Source organism: Erythrobacter sp. S57(2025), from assembly GCF_057365055.1.
Map to the genome: position 1 here is coordinate 241,943 of NZ_CP200299.1, position 13,723 is coordinate 255,665.

Annotated in this window: 11 protein-coding genes; 4 read left to right on the forward strand and 7 right to left on the reverse strand. The window is 54.3% G+C overall.

All coding sequences use genetic code 11. From position 1 onward, the window contains the following. Positions 1 to 123 precede the first annotated feature (123 nt). Genes AC0V6N_RS01275 through AC0V6N_RS01295 form a run of 5 tightly spaced genes read right to left on the reverse strand, consistent with a single transcriptional unit; the run spans position 124 to position 7,468 of the window. Positions 124 to 864: a response regulator gene (locus AC0V6N_RS01275; protein ID WP_486169782.1), complete on the reverse strand. Its 741-nt coding sequence runs from the start codon at positions 862 to 864 to the stop codon at positions 124 to 126. Then, a complete protein-coding gene (locus tag AC0V6N_RS01280) occupies positions 861 to 3,125 on the reverse strand; it encodes a response regulator (protein WP_486169783.1) in 2,265 nt (754 codons plus the stop codon). Before AC0V6N_RS01280 ends, AC0V6N_RS01275 begins: the two co-directional genes overlap by 4 nt. Beyond that, positions 3,122 to 3,649: a YfiR family protein gene (locus AC0V6N_RS01285; protein ID WP_486169784.1), complete on the reverse strand. Its 528-nt coding sequence runs from the start codon at positions 3,647 to 3,649 to the stop codon at positions 3,122 to 3,124. The genes AC0V6N_RS01280 and AC0V6N_RS01285 overlap by 4 nt, the downstream gene beginning before the upstream one ends. 12 nt (positions 3,650 to 3,661) lie before the next feature. Then, complete coding sequence (locus tag AC0V6N_RS01290; protein WP_486169785.1) at positions 3,662 to 5,734, reverse strand: TonB-dependent receptor plug domain-containing protein; 2,073 nt, start codon at positions 5,732 to 5,734, stop codon at positions 3,662 to 3,664. A 42-nt stretch (positions 5,735 to 5,776) separates the two neighbouring features. After that, positions 5,777 to 7,468: a putative bifunctional diguanylate cyclase/phosphodiesterase gene (locus tag AC0V6N_RS01295; RefSeq protein ID WP_486169786.1), complete on the reverse strand. Its 1,692-nt coding sequence runs from the start codon at positions 7,466 to 7,468 to the stop codon at positions 5,777 to 5,779. Positions 7,469 to 7,844: 376 nt separating this feature from the next. On the opposite strand from AC0V6N_RS01295, the gene AC0V6N_RS01300 reads away from it, so the two are divergent. The 3 genes from AC0V6N_RS01300 (at position 7,845) to AC0V6N_RS01310 (ending at position 10,955) form a co-directional block, all read left to right on the forward strand. Next, positions 7,845 to 8,492, forward strand: a complete 648-nt coding sequence (locus tag AC0V6N_RS01300) for a LytTR family DNA-binding domain-containing protein (protein WP_486169787.1) — start codon at positions 7,845 to 7,847, stop codon at positions 8,490 to 8,492. A gap of 31 nt (positions 8,493 to 8,523) precedes the next feature. Further along, positions 8,524 to 9,582, forward strand: coding sequence for an alpha/beta fold hydrolase (locus AC0V6N_RS01305; RefSeq protein ID WP_486169788.1), 1,059 nt, complete (start codon positions 8,524 to 8,526; stop codon positions 9,580 to 9,582). Between the two features lie 113 nt (positions 9,583 to 9,695). Next, positions 9,696 to 10,955 carry a hypothetical protein gene (locus AC0V6N_RS01310; RefSeq protein WP_486169789.1) on the forward strand — a complete coding sequence of 420 codons (1,260 nt, stop codon included), beginning with the start codon at positions 9,696 to 9,698 and terminating at the stop codon, positions 10,953 to 10,955. Between the two features lie 35 nt (positions 10,956 to 10,990). Here AC0V6N_RS01310 and AC0V6N_RS01315 read toward each other — a convergent pair whose 3' ends face one another. Then, positions 10,991 to 11,380, reverse strand: a complete 390-nt coding sequence (locus AC0V6N_RS01315) for a hypothetical protein (RefSeq protein WP_486169790.1) — start codon at positions 11,378 to 11,380, stop codon at positions 10,991 to 10,993. Between the two features lie 93 nt (positions 11,381 to 11,473). Beyond that, positions 11,474 to 12,664, reverse strand: coding sequence for a hypothetical protein (locus tag AC0V6N_RS01320; RefSeq protein WP_486169791.1), 1,191 nt, complete (start codon positions 12,662 to 12,664; stop codon positions 11,474 to 11,476). A 235-nt stretch (positions 12,665 to 12,899) separates the two neighbouring features. On the opposite strand from AC0V6N_RS01320, the gene AC0V6N_RS01325 reads away from it, so the two are divergent. Further along, positions 12,900 to 13,556: a helix-turn-helix domain-containing protein gene (locus AC0V6N_RS01325; protein ID WP_486169792.1), complete on the forward strand. Its 657-nt coding sequence runs from the start codon at positions 12,900 to 12,902 to the stop codon at positions 13,554 to 13,556. Positions 13,557 to 13,723 lie beyond the last annotated feature (167 nt).

Here is a 13,723-nt window from a genome sequence, read left to right on the forward strand (position 1 = left end):
CGCACAAACGGGATCATGCTGGTTTGGGCATCGTTCCGGTTCGCCCGTTCACCCAACCCGATAGTGCATGCAATCCTTGCTACGATGCCAAGTCAAGGTCTCAAGGCTTGGCCATTCTTCAGTCTATCGGTCATCCGGCTCTTCAGCACTATCTGCCAACAAGTTCGATAGTATCGAATTGATTTCATACATCTGTGCAAGGTTGGGAGTTTGGCCGCTGGTGATGCTCTCAAAGACGCTTTCGAACTTTTCTTTTATCAATTGCAATTGCGCAAGCGCGTCAGAATCTAGACCCGCTGCTGGTGCATGGTCAGGGGACTGCAACGATAATTTCGCCTCGAGCGCCTTGCGTCGCTCTATCTCTTCACGCAGCTCAACCTCCATATCGGCCAAGACAAGGCTGCGCATGGTCATGCGTTCATCCAAGACAGCGTTGCAGCGGCGCAGATCAGTCGTGTCGCCTCGCTTGGCAACGTGCCGTTCAATCCGGGCGCGAAGGGCGACAAAATCGATTGGCTTTGTCACGTAGTCATCAGCGCCCGCGTCGAGCGCTTCGACCGTTGCCTCGCTTTCCGCTCGCGCCGTAACCATAATCACTGGCAGATCGGCAGTTTGGGGGTCACTGCGCAATTTACGCAAAACCTCGATGCCGTTCATCTTGGGCATCATGTAATCAAGCAGGACAATGTCGGGGCGTGAACGGGAAAGCAGATCGAGGGCTGCTTCGCCGCTATCGACACTTAGAACAGCATATTTGTGCATCTCAAGATGACGCGAAAGGACTGAACGGTTCGCTTCCATGTCATCCACGACAAGCACGGTTATTCCTGAGCTATCGGGCTTAATGTCGAAATTCTCCATCATGCTGCTGCTCCGCTAACATTCTCGGCTTCTGCCTCTGAGAGGACTTCAACGAGTTTTCTTGGGCTAAGACCATTTTTAGGTATGACGCTGGCGACTTTGCGCTCCAGATCGCTTGTGTCTTCAGAGCTCATAGCCTTGCCAGTAACCACGAAGACGAGGGGCTTTTTCTGCGCCGGGAGATTTGCGATCCAGTCAATTAACTCATGCCCATCAATCTCAGGCATGCGCAAATCAGTGATGACGAAATCAAATTCGTGCTTTGATAACAGCTCTTGTGCGGTTCTGCCGTTGGTCGCGACCGAGGCTGTGTATCCTGCCTGTGCGACACCGCGGCTATAGAGTTTGCAGGTCGCCTCATCATCGTCGACCACGAGAACTCGGCCCGATCTATGCTCAGCATATTGAAGGAGGACATTGCTTACTTCGACGCCGCTAATCGGCTTGATCAGATGATCGCTTGCTCCGGCCTCGATGGTCTTTTTTCGATCCTCATCGACCGACACAACCACAACCGGAGTAGACGCAAGTTCGTCATCGTTTTGCAGTTCTTTTAGAACATCCCAACCATTCAACTTCGGCATCGCCATATCCAGCAGGATTATCGTGGGACGATGGCGGCGCACCAGTTTGAGCCCTTCTTCGCCATCTGCTGCAAGCAGTGTCGAGTAACCAGCTTGCGTCGCCATGCGCAAAAGCAGTTGGGCAGCGCTAGGCTCATCATCGATAATGATCGCGAGCGGTTTTGAAGGGTCGATCGCTTGAGTTTCTTCGAGCGGATGAGAATGTGCCTCGCTGCTATCCTGACTTCCCAGATCAGCCTTCGCGGTTCGTAGATCAGCGCTTATCCGAAGGGTGAAGGTTGACCCTACGCCCGGCTGAGATTCCACCTCAACACTGCCATCAAGCATACTCGCAAAACGCTGCGTGATGGCAAGGCCGAGCCCTGTCCCGCCAAAGCGTCTAGTGGTGGTGGTGTCAGCCTGGCTGAAGGGCTGGAACAGTTTGGCAAGATGGTCACTGTCCATTCCAATTCCCGTGTCCGACATTGCAAAGACAAGGTCGTCACCTTCTCGCCGAGCGAGTAGGAAAATCTGGCCACCTTCTGTGAACTTGCAAGCATTAGAACCCAAGTTCAGGAGCGCTTGCCTCAGTTTGACCGAATCCGAATGCGCCGCCCCGATATCTTCTGATACCTGCACATGGATGCGGTTGTTTCGTTGGGCCGCTGTTGGAGCAAGCATCTTTTCAACTTCACGAACGGTCCGCGACACGTCGAATTCATGAATATCAATGTCCATTCGACCCGCTTCGATTTTTGAAAGGTCGAGGATCGAATTGATAAGGGCAAGCAATTGCTGGGCCGAGCTATAGATCCATTGCACATCGTCAAGCGAGCGGGCATTTCCAGAGCTCTTCAACTCCTCGCTCAGCACATCTGTGTAGCCTAAAATGGCATTGAGAGGCGTGCGCAGTTCGTGGCTCATATTGGCAAGGAATTGCGACTTTGCGACATTGGCGTTTTCGGCATCATCGCGGGCTGCGCGCAGTTCTCTCGCGTTGTCAGTGAGAACCTCATCGCGATGTTCAACTGCGGCAACCATGGCGTTGAAATTGGCACTAATGGCGGCAAAGTCGGGGTCCGCTTCCTCTGCCAGGCGCATGCTGTAATCGCTAGAAACTGTGATCTTATGCATTGCGTCAATCAAGCGACCGATTGGACGAAAGGCGATCCTGTTCAAACTTCTGGCAGCAGCCATTGAAAGGCCCAGGCAGAGCAGAAACAGCACCAGCATAGCCGGCAACGTGCCGCTAAGAATGTCAAAGAAGCCGCGGCTTCGTGTTTCCATTTCCAATGTGCCGAGCCATTCGCCATCGACTGACACTTCTCGCTTAATACGAGACAGATCACTCTCATCCACTTCAGTAGCAAGAGACGCGTTTTCGTATCTGGCGAACACATTTCCATTCGCATCGCGCAGTGAAACGGCCGCGACATCTTCGAGGCCGTTAATGGACATCAGGTTTTCCTGCGCAGCCTCGATGTCAGCGAACATCAGCGCCGGTCCCGTATTTGCAGCGATGACCCGAATGATCTGGTCATGACGTTGTTCGGACAGGCGTTGTTCTGTCAGATATTGCAGGCCCAATAGGCCGAGACAGGCAATAAGCAGCGCAAACGATACGAGCATCGCGCTTGATACGGTCAACTTTGTCTTGAAACGCATCGCAGCAAGGAAACCAGAATTTGCTCCTTTACTCATCGTTTCACTCTCGCAGCCAGCCGGATGAGCCGTGAGCTGATACGAACATCCGATTGGTCTGCGGCATCAAGATTAACCTCAAACCGGATCTGACCACCTGTTTGAACAAGGCCGACAACGCCACCTCGGTCAATGAAGCTGCGGCCATCGCCCATGACCAAGCGACCGGAACTGGAGGCGGTTGCAACTGCCGAGGCACTTGCAGAGCCAAGATAGACCACATCGCAGCCACTATACCCCGTGCCGCGCACCACTCTGACCGAAATCGTTCGCGATCCTGCTTGCCGACCGGAAAACGCACGGAAGCTGGACGCAGAGGAGCTGTTTGACGAAACGCAGAAATCAATCGGTCCGCGCCCGCTATCGGGGAAATCGACAAATCTCAAAACGTTGAAAACGATAGCGGCCCGCAAACGCTCAGCATCACTCGCTTGAGCTGATGCTGGCGCGCTCAAGGATGAACCTGCCAACACGATAAGCGCTGCGTTTCGGGCGACTTTGAAGAGGCGTGAAGATATTTGCATGTCCCTGCCTCCTCAGAATCGGTAGCGCGCTTCGATAGAAACGCTGCGTGGGTTGAAGGAAACAGGGGCGGGATAGGAATCTTGAAGGAATTCAAGCCGTCGATCATCGAAGAGGTTCTCCCCCACCAACGAGATATCTAGGCCATTTGGTCCTTCGTAGCGCAGCCTAACATCGCCATCGACGTAAGACGGGACATCACCGAACAGCAGCGCGTCGACATAGCGAAGCTGAGTGTGCAACGAGACCGAAGATCCAATTCGAAAATCGTTGGTGAACGCGGCTTGGTGCTCGGGTGAGCCCTCCAATGCGAGAAATCCGGCGAAAGGTGCGCCGGTCAGGTTGTCGAGGCCTGTCTGACTGTTGAAGTTGGAGTAGGATATTTGCGTCTGCCACCACGGGGCAACTTCGCCCTTAAGAACAGCTTCTACGCCCCATGTTTCAGCCTCGCCGCGCGATTGGAATTCTAATAATGCGTCAATGCTGACAGGGAATGGAATGCCCTGCACAAAGACAGGCGTTGCTCCGACCGTGGTCGGCTCGTTGAGATGACTATATTGATTGTAATACGCGGCGATATCGAGGTTCCAACTCGGCGCGATATCTGCACGAAATCCTGCTTCGAATGCGGTGACATTCTCGCCTACCAAGTCTTCAGAACCTAGTATCCTCGCAAAAACGGGAAGCGGTGAAGGGTTGTTGCGTGAAAAAGGTGCCTGCGCGGAGAAGCGCAAATCTGAATCACGCTCAAAACGCGATGGGGTGCGAACCGCGCGTGTGACCGCGCCCCAAATGCCGATTGCCTCAGCTGGGCGGTAAATTATCCGTGCGCCTGGTTGGAATTCAAAGCCTGTGAAATCATTGAGCTCTAGCTTTGCACCCAGCGTGAGGCGCAAAGTGTCTTGGACCAAAGAGATGTCGTCTTGGACATAGCCACTGATCCAAAGATCGGTGTTTTCGCGAGATCGAAACCGAGTTTGCAAGCCCTCAGAATCGATATTGTCCCAATTCGCCCGCGCATTGACGCCGAACGTGATTTCATGTGTTTCGTCGGGTCGCCAATTGGCACCAAAATCCAGATCGGCAATTGACCATTCTAGCTCCGCCAGAACGCTTTCTTGGCGGCGAATGTTTGAATAGTAACCCTGAAGCGAGAATTCGAAGTCGTCAGATTGCTGCCGGTTCCACCTCGCCAGAACATTGGTCTGGTCATAGTTGAAATCGCCAAGTATCTCGATCGGCGCAGGATTGATCAGATTGACGTCAAATATCTCTCCGATGTTCTCGGATGATCCGGTCGCAAAATCAGCCTGGAAGGTGATGGCATCGCGGTCATTGGGTTGCCAATCCAGCCGGACTCCGATTTCGCCGTTGTCTGCTGCAGTCCCGAGGTCTTCTCCGTTGACCCGCTCGAGCCCTTCTTCGCGGCGATAGTTACCATAGGCACGAAGCGTCACATCTTCACCTATGCGCGTGCCGTAAGAAAGCGCCGCTTCCTGATGGCGATCTCCAACTCTGGCCTGAGCGCGCACTCCGAGAGTTTCACCGCTATGTTTAGTGATAATGTTGATGACGCCGTTCACGGCGTTCGCACCCCAAAGGGTGGCCCCTGGCCCCCGCACAACTTCAATCCGCTCAATATCTTGCAGCGGCAGATTCAATTGATCCCAAAACACCCCTGAAAGCGTGGAGACATAGATCGTTCTGCCATCGACCATCACCAGAAGGGAGTTTGAGTTTCTGCCGTTGAATCCGCGGATCGACACCGCCGTTGCACCATTGGCAATTTGCCCAACTTCGAGACCTGGAACGGCGCGAAGCAAATCAGGAATTGTGCTGGCAGCGGAGTTGCGGATTTCCTCTTGCGAGATGACGTAGACGGCAGCTGCTGAATCGCTAACGCTTTGGCGTTTTTTGGCGACTGATGTGGATTCAAGGACCAACAGGTCCTCAAGCGCCACGTCGAGAAGATCGGTGCCCTCTTCGCCGTCGATAATGATCTGGTCATCGTCTTGAGCCTGCACGGGGGCTGACAAGGCGCATAAAGCAGCGCCGAGCGCATAAAGGTGCTTACGCTTCGAAAGCATTGCTAATTCGTCTCCGAGTAGGAAAAACTGGAATGACTGGGGTCAAGCAGCGACTGCTGCGCTCTTGCCCTCACCTTCATTACCGTTCGGTAAATCTCGCCTCTGGGAAATACCGGTGCACAGCAGCTGCAATTTCTCAAAGGTAATGGGGCGCGAGAGCAGAAATCCTTGCAAGATATCGCAGCCCATCGATTGCAGAATGCGCTGCTGCTCCTCGCTTTCGACCCCTTCGGCGACTGAATGGAAACCGAGGCTGTTCGATAGGTTGATAATGGTCTGCACTAAGACAAACGCCTCCGGCCTATCTTCAATGCTCTGAAGCAAGGAGCGATCGATTTTCAACCGTGAAAGAGGCAAGGTGATCAAATTGGCGAGGTTGGAATATCCGGTCCCAAAATCATCAATTGCCACACTAACACCGATTTCGTTCAACCTGCTCAGGCTGCGCGCCGTCGTTTCAGGATCGCGCATCGCGGTGTCTTCGGTGATCTCCAGCTGCAGCATTTGAGGGGAGCATTTCCACCGATTGATGCACGAGCGAACAAGCGAAGTGAATTCGAGGTTTTCCAACTGTGTTGGTGATACGTTGGCGGCGATCATTAGCGGGGTGCCCGCACGATCAAGTTCGGACACTCTTCGCGTTACTTCGTTGATCACCCATTCCCCAACTTGATCGCCCATATTGGCGCGATCTATCGCTGGAAAGAATGCGCCAGGCAAAAGCAGCCCTCGACGTGGGTGCCTCCACCGCAGCAATGCTTCAGCGGAGGTGATTTCCATTGTACGAGCATCAAAGAGGGGTTGAAAATACAGCTCAAACTCGCCGCGAACAAATGCTTCGCGCACCTCATTTTCTTCGAGCTCAGCTTGTCGCGCATTCTCGAGCAAGGCCGCGCTGTAAAATTCGCAGCGGTTACGGCCAAGGCGCTTTGACTGATACATTGCAGCATCAGCTTTGCGGATAAGCTCGTCGAAATCTGTGCTATGATCAGGGGAGAACGCAACCCCAATACTCGCCCCGATTTGGACGGATCGGCCCGCAAGGTGAAAGGGATCGGACAGTACGCGCAATATCCGGTTGGATAGGCGCTGGGCCGTGTTGCCCGATCCGGTGTTCCCAACAAAGACTACAAATTCATCTCCACCGAAGCGGGCGATCTCAATCTTTGCGTTATCGGGATTGCCGTCTTCGGAGGAATCAAAAGTCGCTGCCAATCTTAGGCGATCTGCACATGCGGCTAGAAGCTTGTCGCCATGGCTGTGCCCAAGCGCATCATTGACCTGCTTGAAACCGTCCAAGTCGATAAAGAGTAGGCAATGCGGAGAACCAGCATTGGCCGATTGCATATGCTTTTCGACAACCAGCTTGAAATGCGAACGGTTGTACAAACCGGTCAAGGCGTCTTGTTTCGCGATTAGACGCAGACGCTCCATATCGTTAGCCAATCTGGGATCAGAAGAATCATTCCCAGAGCTACCTTCGTGCGCCTCTTCGGCACTTTTAGCGCGTGATGCGCCCGACAACTGAGTGGAAGCTGCCCATTGCGAGCCGCGCCAGCGCCCAATTCGGTAGAACAACCAAGCGCACACCAGCACCAGACCGCCTAAGTACAGGTCATATAATGCGCTAACGATCACGCCGACTATGAAGATGGACACGACTAGGCCGAGCGCGGCCAATCGCTCGGTCGTAAGCGCCAAGTGTTTTGGAGAAGAGGCGTCGGGACTGTCCACTCGTGGAGCACTCGCGGAAACCTCTGAAAAGATCCTTAAGCTGTTAGTAGAAAACACTTCTGCCAGATCGAGGCACGCACATTGCGAGCAAAGGGCGCTATATTGCTTACAGAACGCAATTGGCGCGTAGGCGGCAGTAGACGGCCGGACAACGGCCCGGTTTAAGCGATCCTGCGCGGCTATTCACGCTATGAATTCTCGCGCAGCGCACTTGGAAACTCGACAAAACGCATTTTGCGGCATCACCATAACGTGTAGGAAGTCGTGGTGCTTCTGCGTTGCGCGCGATGAACTGTCACGAGTTGTTCGAAGAATTATGTCGTTAGCCAAACAATACCTGGCAGCTTCTACAGCCAAGAGAATATTCCTGGGTGTTGTGGCAGCGGTTGTTTTAAATGCGATGTATTGCCTCGCCTATCGTTATGCGTCCGGCAATCCGGCCACTTTGTTTGAGGCGTTCTCCTGGGGCATTATCAATATCGCCCCTTGGATTGCCGCGTTCGAATTGGGTCGCGCAACCCGCAATTGGATCCTCCTGGTTGCGATCTTCTTGGCTGCTGCGAGTGTGTCACTTCTGCTGGATGCGGCCTTGCACAGCTCTTTGCCAACCGGCTTCGACCTTCTCAGGCGCATCCCGGCTGCCGTATTGATCGCTATGGGCTTGGGCGTTTTTGCCTTTTTGGAGACGCGGCACAGCAGCATTGATAGTGACGCTCTCACTTTAGATATGGGCGGTGCGGAGAACGATTGCGATTGGGTTACGTCCGCAGGCAATTACATCGAAATGCACCGAGTAAGCGGTCCCCCTGTTCTCAAACGGTCTTCGCTTACGCAGTTTCTAACGGATACCGGTTCAAACTTTGTTAGAGTGCACCGCCAATATGCGGTTCATCCCGCAGCAGTCCGCCATTTTGAGCGAAAACATGTCGTGCTGCTCAATGGCATCCGGCTACCAATCGGTGACCGGTACCGGGCAAAAGTCATCAAGGGCAACTCGCTCGTCCCTTCGTCCCAAACTACTTGATCAGGCCGCCTGCGCTTTCACAAGAAGCGGCATGACTTACTCAAATCGTATTCTCGCATTCGCCGCGCTAATGCTTTGTTTGCCGTGTTCAGCGCATGCAGAAGAAGCGGCCGATACATTGATACATGAACGCGTCACGGTGACGATGTCGGAGGGGCTGCAACTTGCAGCTTATGTATCGAAGCCCGCGACCGCGACCGCGCCGTTGCCAGCAATCTTCTTCACACAGGCGGTGGCTTGCTACTCGATCGCTCCAACTCCTGACCGGGTTGCGATGGAAGAACGTGTCGCGATCGCCTCCAATTACGCGTTGATCCGGCTGGAACGATCCGGGACCGGGGAAAGCGAAGGCCCCGGATGTGACGTGCTCGACTACGATACCGAAGTCCGCCACTATCGTGAGGCACTAGATCAACTGTCCTCTCACCCATGGGTTGCTCGAGATCAAATTGTAATCATGGGATCGAGCCTCGGGTCGACAACTGCCCCACTGGTAGCTGAGGGTAAGCGCGTTGCCGGCGTCGTTGTGCAGGGCGGAGGAGCGCTCACCTATTTCGAACGAATGCTGCATTTCGATCGATTGCAACTCGAACGACAGCCCGAATTTCGCCCGGAAGAAATTGATGCAGAAATGCGGCGACGGATGGAGTTTCATCGCCACTATCTCCTTGGGAAAATGGAACCAACCCAGATTGAAGCGCAGTTTCCTGCTCTGGCAGGCGTTTGGCAATCACTGGTGGGAACCGACGAGGCGCCCCATTATGGCCGCCCCTATGCATGGCACTGGCAAGCTGCCGAACAAAACTGGCTGTCTGCCTGGGCAAAGCTGACTGTTCCCGTGATGGTCATCTACGGGGAATTCGAGCAATTTGAGAGCCGTCACGGGCACCGCGTGATTGTCGACACAGTCAATCGCTTGCAGCCCGGTACGGCGACCTGGCTTGAAATTCCCCAGGCTGGCCATGGATTGAGGATCTATCCGGATGCTTTGGCAGCCTATGCCTGGGAGGGCGGAGAAAGCCGCCCAAACTTGTTCGTTGAATCCGTGTCGGAATGGCTCCGTCAGATTGAGCCTCGCAGCGCTGAATAGCGGCAGAGAACACTGGTCGCTGACTGGTTCCAAGAAGCCCTAAATGGAATCTCGCGGGTGACTTACTGAATTAACTATGCAATACACCTAGTCACCCAAGACGGAGAGCACTTATGAGAGTACTGCGCCCACTTCTTGCTGCGACCAGTGCCGCCGCGTTGTTTGCCAATTCTGCGGCTCTGGCGGACGAGCCTTCTCAAGCCAAGGTCCCAGTAGAACAGACTGCTGAGATTGCTGCCTTGCCGCTGGAATTCTCTGAAAACGGCTTCGTTGGTTCAGGGGCGAGCCTACTACGTGAAGAACTGCATCAAGCGCAATTTGTGATGATTGGCGAAGCCCACGGACATGCCGAGGCGCCCCTGCTTGTTTCCGCATTTGCGTCCGAGACGCGGGCCTATGGTTTCCGCCATTATGCGATCGAAGTCGGCCCATACTCAGCCCAGTGGTTGCAACAGACTCTGCGTGAAGGCGGCGAAGCTGGTCTAGCAGAAGAGTTGAGCGGGCGGCCCTTGGCCATACCCTTCCTAAATTCAGTCGAAGAAGCGCGCGCGGCGACCGCCTTTGCTCAAAGCGGCGGGTTGTGGGGCGTAGACCAGGAATTCATTGGTTCACCACTGATCCATTTAGAAATTCTTGGAGATATGAAATCGCGAAACCCTGCGCTGGTTGAACGTCTTGAACAGACTGAACGGGAGGCTTTTGCTAGCGGAAACCAAGGGGCAGTTCTCTTTGCAACGATCGACGCCGATGGATGGCAGGAAATGCGCGATGCTTTCACAGGCAATTCGGAAGCGTTGGACAGGATCGCGGCAATGGAACGCAGCCAGTTGATCTATCGGTCCTTCTTCATGGGGCGGGGGCTTGAAAACAATCTCGACCGTGTGGAGCTGATCCGTCGCAATTTCCTGAGCTATTATCAATCTGCTGCGAAAAGCAGTGACGCCGCACCGCGCGTATTGATGAAATTTGGGCTGACGCATGGTGGCCGGGCGACATCTTCGATGTCGACGTTTGATTTGGGATCGCTGATCGAGGGGATGGCTGCGTCCAACGGATTGGAGGCGCTGCATGTCGCCTATCTCCCAATTGGTGGCTCAGCGACGGCCATTATGCCGTCACCCGATGGAGCCTTCAGCGAAAGGCCGGTGGATGCAGAAGAATTGCGGGCGTTGTTAGCTGAAAGCGGAATTGATCTTGAGATGATCGATGCCAGCGAAGGTCACTTCGTCATCGATCTCGATCCCATCAAGCGCCAGCTTGGCAATGCAGGGCTTGCCGAGCTTGAACCAATGACGCGTTTTCTGGTGCTCGGTTTCGATTACCTGATCACGACCTCATCGGCTACGCCGACGACACCGTTGGCCTCACGATAGAAACAGGTCCAAGGTGTTCCCTCATCGCTAAACGATCAGTCGGCTTGCACTATGGCGTTCAGAACCATTGAGCCAGCTTCAATTGTAACGCTGGAACCAATCGCGATGAGCGGGATATCCTCGCTGGAATAGCCCTTCCATTGAAATTTCAATGTGGAGCCTGACACGTTAAACTCAGCGACCAGATTGCCTTCGTTTAGGAGGCGTACTTTACCATCATGACTATCGGGCAGGTTGCGAAGGGTAAGGCGGAAGCGTTCCTGCCCGTCGCTCCAACGGTCTTGTGAAAGCTTACCATATGGCGATCGGCGATCATTGGGGGCACGGTAAAACTTCGCCTCGACATTGTGGACTTTCAGAACGCCCGGCGCTGTCACTACGAGCGTCCGGCTTTTGTGGATCGTCTTCTCGAGCCAGCGAAACATCTATTGCCTCCGGGTGCTTCAGCAAGATGGCGTTGCTGTCACACAGCAATGCCACCCAGTGTGAGGGAGGAGAATTACGCTACTGCGCAAACGTCATTGGCCTTGGTCAATCGCTTCAATGCGCACTGGACTTGCCGCCGATACGCGACCAGCAAGTCCCCATCCATTCGCGCGTTCGGCGACTAGGACTATCAGCTCATTCCTCCCTTGTTTCAGCCTCAAGCTCAGCGATTGTTTCGTTGCATCAAAATCCCCGCGAAATAGCGGCCCCTTGGCGCGAAAACTGTTGTCGAAGGAGTACAGCACCGATCCGTTGAGCCAGACCGTCGCCATGTCACTCGCATCGATCTGCAATTCGGCGACTTGGTTTTCGTCTGAATGAATTGCCACGCCAGCATAGACTGCGTCGAGCCGATTTCTTTCGAAGCTGCCCGACGATTGTTTTTCGACATAGCGTGAGATCAGCAGCCGCCCGTTGCGCTCCACATCGGCGATGCTCCATCGCGGGTCTTGAGGGAGATTGGCAGCGATACCAGCCCAGTTTTCAAGTGGGAATGGATCGGACAAACCCCATTGCTCGATACGACCGAGTGCTGATTGTTCTGAAGAGGGCGTCATGTCTCCCGCTTCACCCTCTGTATCCATTGAGGGCATCACCGAGGAATATCGGAAGTTTGAAAAACAGCCTTCGAACAGGGTGCGAAGGCCGATCGCACCGCTTTCCGCAGGAAGCGTCAGATCAGTGATCAAAGCGGGATCAACACCGTCACCGCCTAACGACACTTTAGCGCGGTCACCGGCAAAATCGACGCGCAATGTAATCCATGGATCATTTCCGAAATCCGCACGCAATTGAGCTTCCCGGAAAAGCTGCCAATTGGTCTCACCATTCAGATGCGGCGTGTATTGCACGGCATCAAACTGACCCGATTTGTGCATCCGCAGATACGCTGTCTCATATGTGTCGCGAGTGCCTGCGCGAAAGATAACATTGGCGAAACGCCGGCGGTCGTCATTGGCGATGTCCACTGCAATGGAGCCATTTTGGAGACTGACGCCGCGCGCAAAGGCTTCGCCATCAAGGCATAGGGCTTCGCGTCCTTGAACACTCTCAATGCGAAAAGACGAGGCTTCAGAAAAATCAAAGGCTTCTTCATTGAGCGGGAGCGTGAGCCAATCAGGCGTTGCTGCTGACCCTGGTGCCGCGCCAAACCCGCCGATGGCCAAAGCCGCATAGAAGGCTGCGGATGGTATTTTGAGGCGAAATCTCAGTGGTTTTAGCATTGAGCGTTGTTCCTGTTCGTCTGGATTGATGAGCCAACCCCATTTCTGACAGGGGTGATCGCTGGCGTATTGGAAAAATCGGCGGCGAGGCTTGCCCTCTCTGTTCCTACAGCGGCTCTTGCTTTAGACACAGGGTATGGTTGGGACGTTTCGCCTCTTGCCCCTGCTTCAAGCTGGGCACCAAGTTCGGCTTTGGTGTCACGGTGTTCGAAGTGCCACCGCGGCCCCTCATCGTATGGTGCCGTTTTGGTATATCTCGCTTGTCATCTGGCGCGAATGGACTGAGAGCGCCGAAATTGCAGATGTGAAGCTTCGGCTTCATGGGCCGCAGCCAAATCCATATTTCTATGCACCGCAAAGACCTACCGAACTCATCGGTATAGCCATTGCCCCTGAGCTGGCTCAAAATGCACTGGGCATTTCAAACGAAGACTGCGCAGGCCAGATCGTTGAGTGGCAAGATGACGACTTCGACAACCCGCTCCGCTTGGCCAACCGAGGTGCGCAGGTTGACGTGATCGCGGAGGCAATGGCTCGGCCCGTTCTGGACATGACCACCAAGGTAGCCAACGGCAACATCGACCTTGCAGTAGCTATGATCCGTCGGATGCGAGGGACGGCATCTTTGCGTGCGATCCGTGAGCGGATTGGCCTGAGCGAGCGCCAGTTTCGAACAGGCTTCAAGAAACGGGTGGGTGTGTCAGCGAAAGCATACAGCCGCATCGTTCGGGCGAACGCTGTCATCGCTGAGGCGGATCGAACCAAAACACCGGACTGGGCTGCTTTGTCGTATCAGTACGGGTTTTTTGACCAGGCACACATGATCAACGATCTGCGGGGTCTTACGGGATGTTCGCCTGCGCTCTTGAACATTGAGCGAAAGGCTGAATGACGAAAAATGTACCGTGATCCGAAGGGTGACTTGATGATCCCAGCCTCAGAGCTCCGAATTGTCAGGTAAGGGCGCATCACGAGCCATGGAGCACACAATAGCGAAGGAACGTGCCCAACCGTAAAGCGCTGCTTCGATTGGGGAATTCTCCTCGCTCCAATTTACAG

What these genes read in the sequence shown, in the direction of transcription:
- AC0V6N_RS01275 (WP_486169782.1), bottom strand. Translation starts at nt 864, where the DNA reads ATGATGGAGAATTTCGACATTAAGCCCGATAGCTCAGGAATAACCGTG.
- AC0V6N_RS01280 (WP_486169783.1), bottom strand. Translation starts at nt 3,125, where the DNA reads ATGAGTAAAGGAGCAAATTCTGGTTTCCTTGCTGCGATGCGTTTCAAG.
- AC0V6N_RS01285 (WP_486169784.1), bottom strand. Translation starts at nt 3,649, where the DNA reads ATGCAAATATCTTCACGCCTCTTCAAAGTCGCCCGAAACGCAGCGCTT.
- AC0V6N_RS01290 (WP_486169785.1), bottom strand. Translation starts at nt 5,734, where the DNA reads ATGCTTTCGAAGCGTAAGCACCTTTATGCGCTCGGCGCTGCTTTATGC.
- AC0V6N_RS01305 (WP_486169788.1), top strand. Translation starts at nt 8,524, where the DNA reads ATGACTTACTCAAATCGTATTCTCGCATTCGCCGCGCTAATGCTTTGT.
- AC0V6N_RS01310 (WP_486169789.1), top strand. Translation starts at nt 9,696, where the DNA reads ATGAGAGTACTGCGCCCACTTCTTGCTGCGACCAGTGCCGCCGCGTTG.
- AC0V6N_RS01315 (WP_486169790.1), bottom strand. Translation starts at nt 11,380, where the DNA reads ATGTTTCGCTGGCTCGAGAAGACGATCCACAAAAGCCGGACGCTCGTA.
- AC0V6N_RS01320 (WP_486169791.1), bottom strand. Translation starts at nt 12,664, where the DNA reads ATGCTAAAACCACTGAGATTTCGCCTCAAAATACCATCCGCAGCCTTC.
- AC0V6N_RS01325 (WP_486169792.1), top strand. Translation starts at nt 12,900, where the DNA reads ATGGTGCCGTTTTGGTATATCTCGCTTGTCATCTGGCGCGAATGGACT.